This window comes from Dyella kyungheensis (genome assembly GCF_016905005.1).
In the GTDB taxonomy this organism is placed as follows: domain Bacteria; phylum Pseudomonadota; class Gammaproteobacteria; order Xanthomonadales; family Rhodanobacteraceae; genus Dyella; species Dyella kyungheensis.
This window is the reverse complement of record NZ_JADIKC010000005.1, coordinates 309,160-326,787: the sequence shown is the minus strand read 5'-3', so window position 1 is coordinate 326,787 and position 17,628 is coordinate 309,160. Positions and strand designations below refer to the sequence as shown.

14 protein-coding genes are annotated in these 17,628 nt (G+C 64.9%); 9 read left to right on the top strand and 5 right to left on the bottom strand.

The features are described from left to right. Positions 1-53: 53 nt before the first annotated feature. Entirely contained in the window at positions 54-1,154 is a 1,101-nt protein-coding gene (locus ISP20_RS12845; RefSeq protein ID WP_338030998.1) for a mechanosensitive ion channel family protein, read from the bottom strand. 242 nt (positions 1,155-1,396) lie between these two features. Between ISP20_RS12845 and ISP20_RS12840 the strand changes: the two genes are divergently transcribed. Further along, positions 1,397-1,879 (top strand): DUF421 domain-containing protein, encoded by a 483-nt coding sequence (locus ISP20_RS12840; protein ID WP_204636483.1) that lies wholly within the window; start codon positions 1,397-1,399, stop codon positions 1,877-1,879. Between the two features lie 27 nt (positions 1,880-1,906). Here ISP20_RS12840 and ISP20_RS12835 read toward each other — a convergent pair whose 3' ends face one another. Together ISP20_RS12835 and fusA are read right to left on the bottom strand one after the other, a co-directional pair. Further along, positions 1,907-2,455 (bottom strand): Dps family protein, encoded by a 549-nt coding sequence (locus tag ISP20_RS12835; RefSeq protein ID WP_204636482.1) that lies wholly within the window; start codon positions 2,453-2,455, stop codon positions 1,907-1,909. A 93-nt stretch (positions 2,456-2,548) separates the two neighbouring features. Beyond that, entirely contained in the window at positions 2,549-4,678 is a 2,130-nt protein-coding gene (gene fusA / locus ISP20_RS12830; protein ID WP_204636481.1) for an elongation factor G, read from the bottom strand. A 384-nt stretch (positions 4,679-5,062) separates the two neighbouring features. Between fusA and ISP20_RS12825 the strand changes: the two genes are divergently transcribed. The 5 genes from ISP20_RS12825 (at position 5,063) to ISP20_RS12805 (ending at position 11,377) form a co-directional block, all read left to right on the top strand. Then, on the top strand, positions 5,063-7,510 hold the full coding sequence (locus tag ISP20_RS12825; protein ID WP_204636480.1) for a TonB-dependent receptor plug domain-containing protein: 2,448 nt from the start codon (positions 5,063-5,065) through the stop codon (positions 7,508-7,510). Positions 7,511-7,617: 107 nt separating this feature from the next. Continuing rightward, positions 7,618-8,007 carry a TraR/DksA family transcriptional regulator gene (locus tag ISP20_RS12820; protein ID WP_204636479.1) on the top strand — a complete coding sequence of 130 codons (390 nt, stop codon included), beginning with the start codon at positions 7,618-7,620 and terminating at the stop codon, positions 8,005-8,007. A 75-nt stretch (positions 8,008-8,082) separates the two neighbouring features. Beyond that, positions 8,083-8,568 (top strand): peptide-methionine (R)-S-oxide reductase MsrB, encoded by a 486-nt coding sequence (msrB, locus tag ISP20_RS12815; protein ID WP_338030997.1) that lies wholly within the window; start codon positions 8,083-8,085, stop codon positions 8,566-8,568. Between the two features lie 28 nt (positions 8,569-8,596). After that, positions 8,597-9,889 (top strand): thiolase family protein, encoded by a 1,293-nt coding sequence (locus ISP20_RS12810; RefSeq protein WP_204636477.1) that lies wholly within the window; start codon positions 8,597-8,599, stop codon positions 9,887-9,889. A gap of 54 nt (positions 9,890-9,943) precedes the next feature. Beyond that, entirely contained in the window at positions 9,944-11,377 is a 1,434-nt protein-coding gene (locus ISP20_RS12805; protein WP_204636476.1) for an amidohydrolase family protein, read from the top strand. 224 nt (positions 11,378-11,601) lie between these two features. Here ISP20_RS12805 and ISP20_RS12800 read toward each other — a convergent pair whose 3' ends face one another. Beyond that, on the bottom strand, positions 11,602-12,840 hold the full coding sequence (locus tag ISP20_RS12800) for an OprO/OprP family phosphate-selective porin (RefSeq protein ID WP_204636475.1): 1,239 nt from the start codon (positions 12,838-12,840) through the stop codon (positions 11,602-11,604). Positions 12,841-13,039: 199 nt separating this feature from the next. On the opposite strand from ISP20_RS12800, the gene ISP20_RS12795 reads away from it, so the two are divergent. After that, positions 13,040-14,809, top strand: coding sequence for an amidohydrolase (locus tag ISP20_RS12795; RefSeq protein ID WP_204636474.1), 1,770 nt, complete (start codon positions 13,040-13,042; stop codon positions 14,807-14,809). Positions 14,810-14,840: 31 nt separating this feature from the next. Here the strand turns inward: ISP20_RS12795 and ISP20_RS12790 are convergent, their stop codons facing one another. Beyond that, a complete protein-coding gene (locus ISP20_RS12790) occupies positions 14,841-15,686 on the bottom strand; it encodes a hypothetical protein (RefSeq protein ID WP_204636473.1) in 846 nt (281 codons plus the stop codon). A 329-nt stretch (positions 15,687-16,015) separates the two neighbouring features. Here ISP20_RS12790 and ISP20_RS12785 point away from each other — a divergent pair, with 329 nt between their 5' ends. Together ISP20_RS12785 and ISP20_RS12780 are read left to right on the top strand one after the other, a co-directional pair. Further along, positions 16,016-16,765, top strand: a complete 750-nt coding sequence (locus ISP20_RS12785) for an SDR family oxidoreductase (RefSeq protein ID WP_204636472.1) — start codon at positions 16,016-16,018, stop codon at positions 16,763-16,765. Between the two features lie 134 nt (positions 16,766-16,899). Continuing rightward, positions 16,900-17,616: an HAD family hydrolase gene (locus ISP20_RS12780; protein ID WP_204636471.1), complete on the top strand. Its 717-nt coding sequence runs from the start codon at positions 16,900-16,902 to the stop codon at positions 17,614-17,616. The last annotated feature ends 12 nt before the right edge of the window (positions 17,617-17,628 follow it).

The window sequence follows — 17,628 nt, the reverse complement described above, 5'->3', positions numbered from 1 at the left end:
TGGCAACCTCGCCAGCCATGGGGCGGGCTTGGCGCGGCGGCTTCCGGCGACCCTCAGGCGGCGGTGCCTGTCTGCTGCGTCTCGACCCGCTCCCGATGATCGGACAGCTCGGTGCGCAGACGCGGCAAGGCCTCCGGATAGCGCGACTGGATGAAGGCGATAAGTCCCTCGCGCACCTTGCAGCGCAGGTCGAAATTGCGCCCGGAGTCGGTCGAGCTCACCAAGGCGCGCAACTGCATGGCGCGCTCGTCCGCGTCGGTGACCTGCAGCACACAGACGCGCCCATCCCACTCCGCCGCCGCGCGGCACAGGCGACCCAGCTCTTCGCGCAAGGGTTCGGTGGGCACGCCAAAATCCATCCACAGGAAGACCGTGCCCATCAGCTGCGCGCTGTTGCGCGTCCAGTTCTGGAACGGGTTTTCCATGAACCAGCCGAGCGGTACCACCATGCGCCGCTCGTCCCAGATGCGCACCACCACGTAGCTCCCGGTGATCTCTTCGATTCGCCCCCATTCACCCTGGATGATCACCACGTCATCCAGCCGGATCGGTTGGGTCAACGCGATCTGCAGGCCCGCGATGAGATTGCTCAGCACGGGCTTGGCGGCCATGCCCAGCACGATGCCGGCCACGCCCGCCGAGGCCAGCAGGCTCGTACCGAGCTGGCGCACGCCGGGGATGGTCAGCAGGACGGCCGACGCACCGAGCATCAACACCAGCACGTCGGCGGTGCGACGCAACACGCGCACCTGGGTGAGCATGCGGCGGGCGGCAAGATTGTCGGAGACGTCCAGCGGGTACTTGCGTATCGCCGCCAGTTCGAAGGCGCCCAGGCTGCGCAACACCAGCCAGGTCAGCGCCACCATCAAGGCGATGACCAATGCGTGCTGCACCAGCACGAATGCGGGAAACACATCGGCATCCGGCAACACGCGCAAGGCGACCGCCATCATCAGCAGGGGAATCAGCCATTCCATCGGCGCACTGGCACGCCTCAGCAGATCCGCCAACAGGGGACGTCGCTTCGCAGACCGGCGAAGCGTCGCGTAGGCCAACGCGCGCAACAGCACGGCGCCGACCAGGGCGCCGCCAACAGCCATCGCAAAGCGCGCCCAGGGATCGTGCTGCCACCAGCGCAGCAAACTATCGAACACGAGTAGCCCGTTTCGTTTTCGTCATCGGTGAATCTTCTTGTCATGCCCGTTAGGCACATGCCTTGCGCATGTGATCGGGCCTGGACGTAGATCAAAACGACGCTCACACCAACGTCACGAGCCGGCGAACTTCCGCCGGCGCATTCGCTCACGGGCCATGCTTTTCATGAAAACAGCACGCGTCTTGCGCGTATCGCCGATCAGCATGCGCCACGTTCAACGCACGCATCGAGGAGGGCGACATGGACCACTGGCTTCCCACCCTGCCCTGGTGGACTTTCGTAGTCCGCGGCGCCATCGCTTATGTGGGCCTGCTGGCCCTGATGCGCATGGCAGGCCGCCATTCGTTCGGCGAAATGTCGGCGTTCGACATCATCGTGCTGGTACTGGTCGGCGGCACGCTGCGCGCGGCCATCGTCGGCGAGGACAACTCGCTGTGCGGCGCCTTTATCGGTGTCGCCACGGTATTGATGATCGATCGGCTGTTCGCCTGGGCGGCCACCCGATCGCCCGCCTTCAACCGGCTGGTCGAAGGCAAGCCCACCACGCTGGTGCGCGACGGGCAGTTATTGCAAGACGAACTGCGCCGCCATGACGTGCCGATGCCCGCCTTCGAGCGCTCGCTGCGAAAACGCGGCGTGGTCGACGCGCGCGACGTCGCCGAAGCCCGGCTCGAACCGAACGGCAAGATCACCGTGATCCGCCAAAGCGATACCCGTGGCTAGCCCGCGGCCGCCACGGGTATCCATGGATCAGGCGTGACGGCTGGTCTCGAACAGGAACCACACGCGGCGCTCGGCCTCGTCGATCCAGTTCTCCAGCAGGCTGGCCGTGGCCACGTCCTTGTACTCGTCGCACAGCTCATGCGTGGCACGCATATAGCCGGCCAGACGCTGGTTGTCCTCGCGCAGCTCGGCCAGCATGTCGTCCGGCGTCACGAAGTCGGCATCGTTGTCGGACAGGCGCGCCAGCCGCTTGGCATGGCCCAGCGAACGCAGCGTGGTGCCGCCCAGCTTGCGCACGCGCTCGGCGATCGGGTCCACCGTGGCGTAGATCTGGTCCGACTGCTCGTCGAGCAGCAGGTGGTAGTCGCGGAAGTATGGACCGGACATGTGCCAGTGGAAGTTCTTGGTCTTCATGTACAGGGCCAGGATGTCGGCCAGCAGCGCGTTCAGCTCGCCGGAGATGTCGCGCGTGGCCTTCTCGCCGAGCGCGGAAGGCGTGTTGAGCGCCGCCTTCTGGCGGTTCTTGGCGGCACTGGTGTCGCCCTTGGCCTTGCTGGTCTTGCTCGTCTTGCTCATCAGATTTGCTCCGCTGTTGACCCTGCGAGTATGCACCTGTGGATGTCATTCCGATGTCGCCGCGGGCGCCACGAGGACATGGCGCCCGCCTTTTTACTTCGCTTCCTTCTCCATCAATGCGTCCACCATGTTGGCGGGCACTTCCTCGTAGTGGTCGAACTCCATGGTGAAGGTGCCGCGGCCGCGCGTGGCCGAGCGCAGGAAGTTGATGTAGCCGAACATTTCCGCCAGCGGCACGAAGCCCTGCACGAACGCCTGCGCACCCTTCTGCCCCTGGTCGCTCACCGTGCCACGGCGGCGGTTGATGTCGCCAATGACATCGCCAAGGTAATCGGCTTCGGTCACCACTTCCAGTCGCATCACCGGCTCCAGCAGCTTGGGCTTGCTCAGTTTCTGCGCTTCGCGGAAGCACTGGCGGGTGGCGATTTCGAAGGCCAGCGCGGACGAGTCGACGTCGTGGAACTTGCCGTCGATCAGGCGCGCCTTGAAATCGACCACCTCGTAGCCGGCGATCTGGCCCTCGCGCGACTCCACGTTCACCGCGTGCTCCACCGCCGGGATGTACTCACGCGGCACACGGCCGCCGACGATTTCGTCGGAGAACACCACGCCGCTACCGGTTTCGCCCGGCTCGAAGACCATGGTCACCTCGGCAAACTGGCCCGAGCCGCCCGACTGCTTCTTGTGCGTATAGGTGTGCTCCACCTTGCGGCCGAACGCTTCGCGGAAGCTCACCTTGGGCTTGCCCATGTTCGCGTCCACGCCCAGCTCGGTGCGCATGCGGTCGATGGTCACCTCCAGGTGCAGCTCGCCCATGCCCTTGAGCACGGTCTGGCCGGTCTCCTTGTCCATTTCCAGGCGCAGCGACGGATCGGCCTTGACCATCTTGTAGAGCGCCGACGACATCTTGTCGATGTCGTTGCGGGTCTTGGGTTCCACCGACACGCTGATCACCGGATCGGGGAAGCGCATGCGTTCGAGCAGCGCCGGATGCGCCGGGTCGGACAGCGAGTCGCCGGTTTCGGTTTCCTTGAGCGAGACGAAGGCGCAGATGTCGCCCGCGCGCACCTCGTCGATTTCCTTGGTCGCGTTGGCCTGCACTTCGACGATGCGGCCGATGCGCTCCTTCTTGCCGCGCGTGACGTTCTGCAGCGTGTCGCCCTTCTTGATCACACCCGAATACACACGGCAGAAGGTGAGCGTGCCGAACTGGTCGTTGATCACCTTGAAGGCCAGCGCGCGCGCCGGCGCATCGTCGATCACGCCCTGTTCGCCGGTCACATGACCGTCCTCGTCGACCAGCGCGATGCCGCCGTTCTCGCCGGGGTACGGCATGTAATCGATCACGCCATCCAGCAGCTGCTGCACGCCCTTGTTGCGATACGACGAACCGCAGAACACCGGCACCAGCTTGCCCGACACGCAGCCCTTGCGGATGCATGCCTTCAAGGTCTCCGGATCGAACTCGCCCGTTTCGATCAGCCGGTTGAACGCGGCGTCGTCCATGGCCAGCGCGTATTCCAGCGTCTCTTGGCGCAGTTTCTCCAGGTTGTCGACCCACGCCTGGTCAGCCGCCGTGGTGAACTTCACGCGGCTGGCAATTTCATTGAGCGGCACGGTATCCCACGGGCTGTCCTTGTCGTCGCCCTTCCAGAGATAACCCACGCCCGCCACCAGGTCGGCCATGCCGACGAATTCGTCGTGGCTGCCCAGCGGCACCTGGCACAGCAGCACGCTGGCGCCCAGGCGCTCGCGGATGCCCTTCACGCAATGCTCGAAGTTCGCGCCGGTGCGATCCATCTTGTTGACGTAGCACACGCGCGGCACGTTGTACTGGTCGGCCAGGCGCCAGTTCGTCTCGGTCTGCGGCTCCACCCCGGCGACGCCGTCGAACACCACCACGGCACCGTCGAGCACGCGCAGGCTGCGATTCACTTCGATGGTGAAATCGACGTGGCCCGGCGTATCGATCAGGTTGATCTGGTAACCCTTCCACTCGGTGGACACAGCCGCCGACTGGATGGTGATGCCGCGCTTGCGTTCCTGCTCGAGGTAATCGGTGGTGGTGGAACCCTTGCCGTCCTTGGTGTCGTGCACGTCCACGATCTGATGCTTCTTGCCCGTGTAGTACAGGATGCGCTCGGTGGTCGTGGTCTTGCCGGCATCGATGTGCGCGATGATTCCAATGTTGCGATACAGCTCAAGCAATTTCTTGCGTGCCATGACATCCCGCCTTGATGAAGGTGCAATCCAGCCAGGCGCGCAAGCCACAACGACAGCCCGCCCGGCGCTCCGCTCAATATAGGGTCGTTCAGGCAAGCATCAATGCCACGTGAAATCCTTTTAAATCAGCGACTAAGAAAACCCGGATAACAAGGATTGCCTGAAGATTGTGCCGGGCTTGGCGTTTTCTCCCTGTCACTTCTGTCACGTGACGACCCGGCATCGGGAAGGCATGCTCATGCCGTCATGTTATGAGCTGACAACCAAATTTCATTGGACATGTTTGGACGTCTATACCGCTGTTGACTCGCGCTGACCAACGCCGCTAGCCTGCGATTGCTGCACTGCGTCACTGCATTTTTTTAGACTGGGGAACCCACACTAATGAATAAGAATTCCGTCGGCCTCAAGGCCGCGCCAAGCCTCCTTGCCGTTGCTCTTCTTTCGATCCTCTCCCAGGCCTCCGCACAGGACGCCACCCCGCCCCCGCCCCCGCCCTCCGCCGACAACGCCAAGAAACTCGGCACCGTGATCGTCACCGGCACGCGTGCCGACAACCGCACCGAAAGCAGCTCGCTCACGCCGATCGACGTGGTCTCCGCGCAGACGCTCAAGCAAACCGGCACCACCGAACTCACCACCGCACTCGCGCGCATCATTCCGTCGCTCACCTTCCCGCGCCCCTCCGCCGCCGACACCGCCGACTCGCAGCGCCCCGCGCAATTGCGCGGCCTGTCGCCGGACCAGGTGTTGGTGCTGGTGGACGGCAAGCGCTGGCATCCCGGCGCGATCCTGCTCACCAACGGCGTGCTCGGCCGCGGTTCGCAGGCGGTGGATCTCAACACCATTCCGCTCGGCGCGGTGGACCATATCGAAGTGCTGCGCGATGGTGCGTCCGCCCAATACGGTTCAGATGCGATCGCCGGCGTGATCAACGTCGTGCTGAAGAAAGGCGCGCAAGGCGGCGAAGTCGACCTCACCGGGGGCCAGTATTCCGCGGGCGACGGACGCCAGTGGCAGGGTTCGGCCAACTTCGGCATTCCGCTTAGCGACAAGGGCTGGATCCGCTTCACCCTGCAGGACGGCAACCAGGATTACACCAACCGCGCCGAACCCAACCGCACGCTTCCGGCGCAGGGCACCACCCAGCGCTATGGCGATCCGGCGGTGCAGGATCACAACCTGTTCCTGAATTCGCAGTTCGATCTCACGCCGAACGTGCAGCTCTACGCCTTCGGCCATTACAGCGAACGCAACACCACCTCGCCCGCATTCTTCCGCAGCAATGTCAGCAGCAACTCGGTGCCGTCGCTGTATCCGAACGGCTACCTGCCGCTGGAACACGCCGACTCCACCGACCGTTCGCTGGTGCTCGGCATCCGCGGCAAGACCGAAGGCGGCTGGCGCTGGGACGTGAGCGGCAACTACGGCGGCAACCGCGTGTCGTATGCCACCGAGGACAGCGTGAACCGCGCCTTCCTGCACGACTTCGGCTATAGCCCCACCGAGTTCCACGACGGCATCCTCAATGCCGCGCAACAGTCGTTCGACGTGGATATCGCCAAGGAACTTTCGACCAGCTTCCTGCCCAACCCGGTGACCCTGGCCTTCGGCGCGGAATACCTGCGGCAGACCTACCAGATCGACGCCGGCGACCTGACCTCCTGGTACACCGGCACCTCGGGCGTCTCCGGCGGTGCGCAGGGCTTCGGCGGTTACCAGCCCACCGATGCGGGCTCGTACAGCCGCCACGACGTGGCCGAATACGTGAGCCTGGAATCGAACCTGACCGATCGCTTCGGCGCTTCGGCGTCGTTGCGCCATGAGGATTACAGCGACTTCGGCAACACCACTTCGGGCGCGCTGGCCGGCCGCTTCGACTTCACCGACCGCTTCGCCCTGCGCGGCAGCGCCTCCACCGGCTTCCGCGCACCGTCGCTGGCGCAGCAGCACTACTCGTACACCTCGTCGCTGTACTACGGCGCGGGCAATTCGCTGCAGCTGCCGCCGGGCATCTACAACACCGGCCTGGTGCCGGTGAACAGCGCCATCGGCACCCTGCTGGGCGCGCAGCCGCTGGAGCCGGAGAAGTCGCGCAACTACACACTGGGCGCGGTGTGGAATCCGCTCGATGCGTTGAACCTGAGCCTGGACGTCTACCAGATCACCATCGACAACCGCATCACCCTGTCCAGCAACCTGGCCACCACCTCGCCCGCGGTGCAGGCGTACCTGGCGGCCAATGGCGTGGCCAATCTCAACTACAGCGGCATCGCCTATTTCACCAATGCGGTGGACACCCGCACGCGCGGCGTGGACCTGGTGGCCAGCTACCTCAGCGACTTCGGTTCCGCCGGCTCGCTGCAGAGCACGCTCAGCTACAACTACAACAAGAACAAGGTCACCGACATCAAGGCCAACCCGGCCGTGCTCGACCAGCTCGGGGTGAACCTGAAGCGCATCGACCGCCGCGACCAGTTCGGCCTGCTGGCCGATACCACGCCGCGCAGCAAGCTGATCCTCAACGAGGTGTACAACCTCAGCCGCTGGAGCTTCAACGGCACGCTGACGCGCTACGGCAGCTTCGTCTCGTACAACTCCACCACGGCCACGCTGGACCAGACCTTCGGCGCCAAGTGGATCCTGGATCTGGCGGTGAACTACAACCTCGACCGCTGGACCTTCACCGTCGGCGGCGACAACGTGCTCAACACCTATCCCGACAAGGTCATCCACGCCAACGACAACAACGGCACCATGCCCTATTCGGTGTTCTCGCCGTTCGGCTTCAACGGCGCCTATGTCTACGGCAAGGTGGCCTATCGCTGGTAAGCACGCCGCGCCGGTCCGGACCCACGGACCGGCGCGGGTCTTTTTCACCGTCCACCAACGATTCCTGTGCGATAGCTAGGCGCTGATCCATCCAGGGAATCGCCACCATGGCCGCCGAGCAGTCGCACCTCAGTCCCGAGTTCATCGCGCAGCAACGCAAGCGCCTGGAGGACTTGCGCAAGCAGGTGCTCGGGGGCGAGTTGAACGTCAATGCGCGCAAGCGCGCCTTCACCGAAGAACACGGCGACGAAGCGGAGGAATTCGAGGATTCCGCCCAGGACCTGGCCCAGGAGGAAGTGCGCCAGGCGCAGCACGACGTGGACGAACACCGCGTAGCCGACATCGAACGGGCCCTGCAGAAGATCGACGAGGGCAGCTACGGCCTGTCGGACGAAAGCGGCGACCCCATTCCCAAGGCGCGACTGGAAGCCAGTCCCGAGGCCGTGCTGACCGTGCAGGAGGAGGAAGCACGCGAACGCGGACGGCAAACCCCTTGAGCCGTGCGCCTGCGCCCCGATCTTGTGGGGACCCGGGCCTCCGCTCTTGAGATGGTTCGCCGAGGAGAGCAAGCAGTGAGCAATCGTCCCACCTTCGACCTGTCCCCTCCCACGCCTTTGCAGTTCGATACGCTCGCGGCCGGCCTGACCGCCGACGAGCGCCAGGTGCTGCTCGATCACGGGACCGAATCGCCGTTCTGCGGCGTGCTGCTGTCCGAGAAACGCGCGGGCGTGTATTGCTGCCGCCTGTGCGGGCTGCCGCTGTTCCTTGCCGGCAACAAGTTCGACAGCCGCACCGGCTGGCCCAGCTTCACCACCCCGTTCGACGAGAAGCACCTGGCCTACGTGCGGGACAGCAGCTACGGCATGGTGCGCACCGAGATCCGCTGCGTCCGCTGCGGCAGCCATCAGGGCCATGTGTTCGACGACGGTCCGCCGCCGACGCACCAGCGCTACTGCATCAATTCCGTGTCGCTCCAGTTCGTCGCGTCCACCGACCCGCTGCCGGACAAGCTGGATCGTGGCGCGCCGGAAGGCGCGGTCTGGAACCTGTTCGCCTGATCTCCCACCTCGCCGTCAGGACACGCCCATGCCTCTGAAGTCACGTTATAGCCAACCCGTTTGGCTGGCCTCCGGTGTACGCACGCCGTTCTCCAAGGTCGACGGTGCATTGGCCTCGCAGGACGCCATCGCGCTGTCGGTGCCGGTGGTGCAGCACATGCTGGCCAGCCTGCCCGAGGGCAAGCGGCCGGACTTCGCCGCCTGGGGCGCCGTGGTGCCGAACCTCACCTGGAGCAACATCGCCCGCGAAGTACTGATGGATGCCGGCGCACCGGCGACCATTCCCGCCTTCTCCACCATCATGGCCTGCTCGACCAGCATGATCGGCATGATCGAAGCGGCCGGCATGCTCGACAACGACAGCCTGCAGCTGGCCCTGGTCGGCGGCGTGGACAGTCTGAGCCGGGTCCAGCTGGGGCTTCCGCAAAGCCTCTCCGACTGGATCCGCCAGTTCCAGAAAGCGCGCTCGGTCGGTGAGAAGGTGTCGCACGCGCTCACGCTGAAAGCCGGCGACGTGCGGCTGTACATTCCCGGCATCGTCAACCGCACCTCGGGCCTGAGCATGGGCGAACACACCGAGATCACCGCCAAGGACTGGCACGTGCGCCGCGAGGACGAGGACGCCTGGGCACTGGACAGCCACCAGCACGCGTTGGCGGGCTGGAACAGCGGCTTCTTCGACGACCTGGTGATCCCCATCGGCGACTTCCGCCGCGACAGCATCCCGCGCGCCGATACCACGCTGGAAAAACTCGCCAAGCTCTCGCCCGCGTTCGACCGCACCACCGGGCAAGGCACCCTGACGGCAGGCAATTCGTCGCCACTCACGGACGGCGCTGCCGGCCTGTGGGTAGCGAGCGAGAAAGGCCTCGACCGGATACCCGCCCATGTGCCGCGCGTCAAGCTGGTGGACTGGGAAATCGCTGCCGTCGACTTCCGCGTGGAAGGCCTGCTGATGGCGCCCGCGTTCGCCATTCCCAAGCTGCTCGCGCGACACAACCTGCGCTACGACGACATCGGCCTGTGGGAGATCCACGAGGCATTCGCGGCGCAGGTGCTGTTCCATATCGCCGCGCTGGAAAGCCGCGAGTTCCTCACCCGCAAGGCGGGCGTCGACCGCGACTTCGGACCCTTCCCGCGCGAGCGGGTGAACCCCAACGGCGGCAGCCTCGCCCTCGGCCATCCGTTCGGCGCCACCGGCGCACGCATCCTCAGCCAGGCCGTGAAGGAGCTGGCCGCGCAGCCGGCGGGTACGCTCGCCATCGTCAGCATCTGCGCGGACGGCGGCCAGGGCACGGTGGCACTGCTCGAGGCGGGTTGATCCAACGCCAACGCGGCTTGCTACGATGCTCCCCACTTTGACAGGGGGAACACCATGGTCTTGCCGCGTTCGCTTTTCACCGTCGCCCTTGCGGGCTTGCTGTCCACCGCCGGTGCCTGGGCGGCCGACAGCAAGCCGGCCACCGATAAGGATTTCATCGCCTACGATCAACCGCTGATCGCCTTCACCCACGCCACCGTGATCGACGGCACCGGCGCCAAGGCCGCACGCGACCAGACGCTGGTGATCGACAAGGGCCGCATCGTGGCGCTGGGCAAGAGCAGCAAGGTGAAGGTGCCTGCGGATGCGAAGGTCATCGACGCGAAGGGCAAGACCCTGATGCCCGGCTTCGTGATGGTGCACGAGCACATGTTCTATCCGGCCGGCGGCGTCGAATACAACGAGATGAGCTACAGCTTCCCCCGCCTGTACCTCGCCGGCGGCACCACCACGCTGCGCACGGCCGGTTCGATGATGCCGTACGCCGACATCAACGTGCGCGACGCCATCGCCAAGGGCACCGTGATCGGCCCCGACATGGACGTGACCGGCCCCTACCTCAACGGCCCCGGCCTGCCCATTCCCGCCGTGCACGTGCTGGGCGGCCCCGACGATGCCGAGCGCACGGTCAACTACTGGGCCGACGAAGGCGTCACCTCGTACAAGGCCTATATGCAGATCACCCGCGACGAGCTGAAGCGCGTGATCGACACCGCGCACGAGCGCAAGGCCAAGGTCACGGCGCATCTGTGTTCGGTGACCTATCGCGAAGCGGTGGACATGGGCATCGACAACCTGGAGCACGGCTTCTTCGTCTCCAGCGATTTCGTCAAGGACAAGCAGCCGGACGAGTGCCCCAGGAGTCCCGGCGTCAACGATTCGCTGGCCGCTGTCGATCCGAAGTCGGCCGACGTGAAGCTGCTGATGCGCGACATGATCAACCACAAAGTGGCGCTCACCTCCACGCTCACGGTGTTCGAAACCTTCGTGCCGAACCGGCCCAAGGCGCCGCAGGGCGCGCTCGACCTGATGCTGCCCGAAGTGCGCGCGCAGTACGAAGCGACCTGGAACAAGGTGCAGGACAGCAAGGCGAGGATGACCACGGAGACCTACCTCAAGCTCGCCCGCATGGAAAAACAGTACGCCGATGCCGGCGGCCTGCTGCTCGCCGGCACCGATCCCACCGGCTACGGCGGCGTGGTGCCGGGCTACTCGTCCAAGCGCGAAGTGGAACTGCTGGTGGAAGCCGGCTTCGGCTTCGAGCAGGCAGTCAAGGTGGCTACCTCCAACGGCGCGAAGTATCTGGGCCGCGATGCCGACGTCGGCACGCTGGCCGTGGGCAAGCGCGCCGACCTGGTGGTGATCGACGGCGACCCGGCCAAGCGCACCGCCGACATCGAACAGATGCCGTACGTGTTCAAGAACGGCGTGGGCTACGACACGCAGAAGATCTTCGAGGCGACACGGGATACCGTGGGACTGCGCTGAAGCTCCGCGACGGGCGCCTGAGCTATTCGGGGTGGGCTTCAAACCCACCCCGGTCAGCCAACTCGTCATTCCGGCGCAGGCCGGAATCCAGGCGCCTCGGTAAAGGTCATTGCCTCAAGACAGCCTGCGTTGGCGGCGTGCGAAGACCGCACGCTGTCGCCACTGGATTCCGGTGTGCGCCGGAATCACGACAAGAAGTGTTCGCACAAGGATTGAACGGGCAGCTAGAAATAGAGCTGCGCCCGCACCTCGAAAATCCGCGGGTTCACCTGCAGATTGCCGCGATCACTGAAAGCCCATACGTAGTTGGTCTGGAACTTCACATGCTCGCCGATGTACCAGTTGGCACCCAATGTCCAGTCGTGTTCCTTGCCGCCGGTGATGGCGCCGTCGTTGAGGTCCAGCTCGCTGTAGCGTAGCGCCAGTTCCACCGCGCCCCAGGCATGCGTGGGGCGCACGGCCTGCAGGTCGCGGCCGTTGTAGCGGCGGTCGGCCACGTTGCCGTCGCTGTAGAAACGCGACTCGCCAGTAAGCGTCCAGGTGGTGAACACGTAGAAGCCGTTCACGTCCACGTTGGGCTTGCCGTTGGTGCGATCCACCTGCGCCTGCAGGTACTCGCCCTGCAACGACCACGGCCCGCGTATCCATAGCGCTTCGAAGCCCTGGCGTTGCACGCTCTTGCTGTAGGGAAGATTGCCCGTATCCACCAGGCGCACCGGCGAGAGCCCGGCTTCCGGACGGGCGCGCAGACGCGCTGCAGGCGGCACCGAACCGTCGTCGGCCCAATCAAGTTTCTCCCGCGACGCGGACACGCCAAGATGCAGCACGTCGCCAGGCTTGTTCCGCGGCATCCACGCCGCGCGTCCAGCCCACGTGCGTCCCGGGTTGTTGCCGTCGAAATCCTTGCGCCAGAAATAGTCGCCGATGTTGACGATGAAATGCGGCCGCACGAATGCCCAGTCAACGCCTGCCCGGCGCCCTTCCCAGATCGCCTGCGTGGGCAACGCGGTTTCGATGAAGGTGGTGGCGGACGAACTGGTGACGCCTTCGAAACCCACCGGGGTCTTCGAGTAGCCGAAGCGGAAGTTGCCCACGTCCTCGCCGATCACGCCGCCGCTGCGAAAACGCACGAACGCATCGGCCCACTGGTTGGCCTGGAAGTCGTACTGCGCGATGGCGTCGTACACGCCTGGCTTGCGCAGATAGAACCCGAAATAACGGCGCCGGTTGGTATTGGCGTCCTCGAACTTGCCGGCATCGTTGGAGAACTGGTTGACGTCGTACTGATAGAGCACGGCCAGGCCAAAGTCGGTGCCGTCGGATGCAGACACATGGGTGGGCCAGTTGCTGTAGACGTCATAGGTATCGGCGAGACCGCACAGCGGCCACGCGCAGGCGAGCACCATCGCGGTGAATGCGCGACGCGGGGTGATCACCGTGCTTGCGGACGTGGCTCGGTTCATGGTCTCGCCTCCCAACGAGTGAAAACATGCTGTCCAATCGCCGCTGGTGCCGGAAATGACTTTTGTGCATATGCACATGGCCCGGCAGCCGCTTGTCGCCTGGCCAATCTACCCGTTCGCAACGCGCACGGAATGACCTCGTTGCTTGACGTGGCATAGACGCCCGCCCCCGCAACCTGATCACCGTTGCTGATTGGCCATGGCCATGTACCCGACGCTGATCGTGCACAACGCGAAGATCCACACCGGCGTCGCGCAGCGGCCCGAGGTGCAGGCGCTGGCCGTGAACGGGCGGCGCATCGCCGCGGTGGGCACCAATGGCCAGATACGATCGCTCGCCGGCCCCGCCACGATGGTGATCGACGCGGGCAGGCGCCGCATCATTCCCGGGCTAATCGACGCGAACCAGCATCTGATCGCCACCGGCCTGGACTACAACCAGGAGCTGCGCTGGGACAGCGTGCCCAGCTTGGACGAGGCGCTGCGGCTGCTGGCCGACCAGGTGCAGCGCACGCCATCGCCGCAATGGATACGCGTGGTGGGCGGTTTCTGCGAACACCAGTTCGCCGAGCAACGACTGCCGACGGTGGAGGAATTGAACCGGGTGGCGCCCTCCACGCCGGTCTACCTGCAGCATCTGCAGGATCGCGCGTTGCTCAACGCGGCGGCCATGGCCGCTTGCGGCTACGACGGGCAGACGCCCGATCCGCCGGGCGGCCATATCGAGTGGGACGATCAAGGCGTGCCGATGGGTTCGCTGGTTGCCACGCCCACGCCGGAGCTGTTCCATCAAACGCTGGCCCATGCGCCGGTGCTGCCGCACGAATACCAGGTCAACAGCCTGCGCCAGACCATGCGCGAACTGAATCGGCTGGGCATCACCAGCGTGATCGATGCCGGCGCTGCGCATCTGCGCTATCCGGACGATTACAAGGCGGTCGAAGAACTGGCCCATCATCATTTGCTCACCGTGCGGATGGCCTATCACCTGGCCGCGCAAACACCGGGCGGGGAAACCGGCGACTTCCTGCACTGGTCCACCATCAATCACTACGGCGACGGCGACGAACTCTTCCGCTTCAACGGCGCGGGCGAGGTGCTGGTGCATGCCGCCATGGATTACGACAACTTCCGCCAGCCGCCGCCGGCGTTCACCGCCCAGACGGCCGTCGAACTGGAAGACATCGTGAGCCGGCTGGTGGCGCGCGGATGGCCCTGGCGCATGCATGCCGTGTACGACGAGACCATCGATATGGCGCTGGATGCCTTCGAACATGTCGATGCGGCGATGGGTTTGCGCGCCCTGCCCTGGTTCTTCGATGGCGCCGAAACGATCAGCGCGCGGAACATCGAGCGGGTGGCGCGCCTGGGCGGCGGCGTCAACGTGCAACCGCGCATGGCCTACCAGGGCGAATATTTTCTCGAACGCCACGGTGCGGACGTTGCCGCGCATACGCCACCGATCCGCCGCATGCTCGATGCCGGCCTGCATGTGGGCGTCGGCTCGGGCGGTGCCACTGCAGCCAGCATGGATCCCTGGACGACGCTTTACTGGCTCACCACCGGCCGCACGCTGGGCGGCAGCACACTCTATCCGCCCGAGCACCGGCTGGATCGCGCGCAAGCGCTCGCGTTGCACACGCGCGACAACACCTGGTTCTCCGGCGAGCAAGGCAGCAAGGGCCAGCTCGACATCGGCCAGTGCGCCGATTTCGCCATCCTCTCGCAGGACTATTTCAGCGTGCCCGACGAGGACATCCGCCAGATCGAGTCCGAGCTGACCGTGATGGATGGGCGCGTGGTCTACGCGGATGGGGATTTCCGCGCTTTCGATCTCGCCCAGCCCAGACCGTTGCCGGAATGGTCGCCCGTCAATCACGGTGGCGGTTGCTGGCGAAATGCCCACCACGCGCAAGCAGCCAGCGCTATCGCCTCAAGCGCACGCGATGGCGGCCGCGCTCAACGATGAAAGCGCAGCCGCCACGTCGCCTGTGACGTTTCTAGAAGCGCAAGCGGGCGAACAACGAGGGGCCCTGCAACTTCATGTCCAGGTTCGCCTGGTAGGACGGATGGTTCTGGTCGAGGCGAATGCGCGTGTAGCTGTATTCGGCGCCTACGCCCAGGTTCTCGATGGGGAACCATTCCAGGCCGAGCGCTGCGTTGTAGATATGGCCAGCGAGATTGCCGCCGTTCTTCTTCACGCCGTACGCATCGGCGTAGATGCGGAAGTTGTGCGAGAACGCGTGCCGCCAACCGAGCTGCAACACCGGCGCCCAGGCCGTTTCGTGGGTGCTGGCCACGGCGCTGCCGCCGAAGCCGTCGATGTCGACCTGCCCTTCGACGCGGGCCTTCACGCCGTAGTACGCCGCACCGATGCCGAGGCCGAACACGTCGCTGCCGGTCCCAAACCACCAGCGATAGGCCGCGCTGCCGAAGTTGAAGTTCAGTTTGCCGTCCACACGGGCGGAAGCGGGGAAGTCGTTGCCGTCGTAACTGATGTCGCGACTGATCGAGCGGCCGTGCGAGCGATCGATGCCGAAGAAATCGAACGAAAAGCCCTGGTGGTCGCCGATCAGGAAATCCAGGCGTGCACGCGGCACTGCCTTATGCTCCCGGAAACCCAGGTCGTCCTCCAGACTGAAGTGGCCGCTGTAGCCGTCGATGAGGCCGCTGCGGCCGGTGGCGCCGATCTGGGTCTGCGTATCGGAATAGAACGCACCCAGCCAGATGCTGACACGGTCGAGTGCGGGGGAAGGATCGGCAAAGGCGGGGGCGCTGCCGAGCGCGGTGAGGGTCACGAGTGCAAGACGAGTGCAAAGACGCGTTTTCTTTTGTTGTTGTTTCATCGATGGTCTCCCTGGGCGGTGTGCGAACCCTAAGGAGGCAAATGTCGACAGACGGTCCCAGGAATGTGACCGTGGCGCAAAAGGGAAAGTGCACGGTCATCTATGTCGCCATCGCGTGCGCAATGTTTTGACAGCACGCGTACATCGCCGGCATCGCACGTTGGCGCGTCGCATATCTCTTGTGCACATACGTGGGCATGGCGCGAACAAGGGACTTCCAAAAAACGTTCGATGCGATCGAACGTGTTCATCGAAAACATGGCACGGCAACGCCGACGCTGGCGCGCACCATCACTCCATCGACCACACATCACCCAAGGAAGCACGCCATGAACCGTTTCACCGACAAGACCATCCTCGTCACCGGCGGCAACAGCGGCATCGGCCTGGCCACTGCCCAGGCCTTCGCCGCCGAAGGCGCCCGGGTCGTCATCACCGGCCGCGATGAAGCGGCCCTGGAAAAGGCACGCGCCGCCATCGGCCCGCAGGCCATCGCCATTCGCAACGACGCCAGCAGCGTCGCCGGCGCCAAGGAGCTGGCCAGTGCGCTGGGCGCCAAGGGGCTCCGTCTGGACGGCATCTTCCTCAATGCCGGCGTCGCCAAGCTCGCCCCGTTCGAGGCCATCGACGAGGCGCTGTGGGACCAGACCTTCAACGTCAACGTGAAGGGCCCCTACTTCCAGATCCAGGCCCTGCTGCCGCTGCTCAACAAGGGTGCCTCCATCGTCATCAACGGCTCGATCAACGCCCATATCGGCATGCCGACCTCATCGGCCTACGCGGCCAGCAAGGCCGCGGTGATTTCGCTGGCCAAGACGCTCTCGGCCGAGCTGCTGCCGCGCGGCGCGCGCGTGAACGTGGTAAGCCCCGGCCCGGTGGAAACGCCGCTCTACGGCAAGCTCGGCCTGGACCAGGCCAGCCTGGAAGCCACGGCGGCACAGATCCAGTCGCAGGTGCCGCTGGGTCGCTTCGGCACGGCCGCCGAAATCGCCTCGACCGTGCTGCATCTCACTGCGCCGGAATCGGCCTTCATCGTCGGCACCGAAATCATCACCGACGGCGGCATGAGCCAGCTGTAAGTGCCGCGCATGACTGGAGCGGCCGGCGCCTGCCGGCCGCTTTGGCGCAGCTCGTCCCAATCTCGATACCCGCTGTTTTCTGGGAAAATGCCCCCATCTAGCTGGCACGGCCAGTACGGCAGACGGGTGAACAAGTGATCGAGTTGGTAGGTTTCGACGGCGACGACACGCTGTGGCACAGCGAGGGCTATTACCAGTCGGCGCATGCTGAATTCGAACGCATCATCGGCGAATACATCGATCTCGCCGATGTGCGCGTGCACGACCGGCTGCTGGCTACCGAGCGGCGCAATATCAAGCTGTTCGGCTATGGCGCCAAAGGCATGACGCTGTCGATGCTCGAATCGGCCATCGACATCACCGGCCAACGCATCAGCGCCACCGACCTGCATCGCATCATCGAACTGGGCAAGCACGTACTCGCGCATCCGGTGGATCTGCTGCCCGGCATCCGCGCGGCGGTGGAAGCGGTGGCGCAGCACCATCGCGTCGTGCTGATCACCAAGGGCGACCTGTTCCACCAGGAGCAGAAGGTTGCCAGCAGCGGCCTGGCCGACCTGTTTCATCGCATCGAGATCGTCTCGGAGAAAGACGAGCGCGCCTACCGCACCGTGCTGGACGAATTCCAGCTCTCGCCCGCCGGCTTCGCCATGGTCGGCAATTCGCTGCGCTCGGATATCGCGCCCGTGGTGGAAATGGGCGGCTGGGGCGTCTACATGCCCTATCACGTCACCTGGGCCCACGAGACCGAGACCGATTTCGTCGATCACAGCTCGCGCGTGGTGCAGGTGGAAAATCCCGCCGGCATCGCCACCGCCATCGAGGAGTTGCAGGCTCGTGCAGTCGCCTGAGTTGACCATCGA

Excerpts from the sequence above, each read along its gene's own strand:
- ISP20_RS12840 (WP_204636483.1), top strand. The coding sequence starts at position 1,397 with ATGGACCACTGGCTTCCCACCCTGCCCTGGTGGACTTTCGTAGTCCGC.
- ISP20_RS12835 (WP_204636482.1), bottom strand. The coding sequence starts at position 2,455 with ATGAGCAAGACGAGCAAGACCAGCAAGGCCAAGGGCGACACCAGTGCC.
- fusA (WP_204636481.1), bottom strand. The coding sequence starts at position 4,678 with ATGGCACGCAAGAAATTGCTTGAGCTGTATCGCAACATTGGAATCATC.
- ISP20_RS12825 (WP_204636480.1), top strand. The coding sequence starts at position 5,063 with ATGAATAAGAATTCCGTCGGCCTCAAGGCCGCGCCAAGCCTCCTTGCC.
- ISP20_RS12820 (WP_204636479.1), top strand. The coding sequence starts at position 7,618 with ATGGCCGCCGAGCAGTCGCACCTCAGTCCCGAGTTCATCGCGCAGCAA.
- ISP20_RS12810 (WP_204636477.1), top strand. The coding sequence starts at position 8,597 with ATGCCTCTGAAGTCACGTTATAGCCAACCCGTTTGGCTGGCCTCCGGT.
- ISP20_RS12805 (WP_204636476.1), top strand. The coding sequence starts at position 9,944 with ATGGTCTTGCCGCGTTCGCTTTTCACCGTCGCCCTTGCGGGCTTGCTG.
- ISP20_RS12800 (WP_204636475.1), bottom strand. The coding sequence starts at position 12,840 with ATGAACCGAGCCACGTCCGCAAGCACGGTGATCACCCCGCGTCGCGCA.
- ISP20_RS12795 (WP_204636474.1), top strand. The coding sequence starts at position 13,040 with ATGGCCATGTACCCGACGCTGATCGTGCACAACGCGAAGATCCACACC.
- ISP20_RS12790 (WP_204636473.1), bottom strand. The coding sequence starts at position 15,686 with ATGAAACAACAACAAAAGAAAACGCGTCTTTGCACTCGTCTTGCACTC.
- ISP20_RS12785 (WP_204636472.1), top strand. The coding sequence starts at position 16,016 with ATGAACCGTTTCACCGACAAGACCATCCTCGTCACCGGCGGCAACAGC.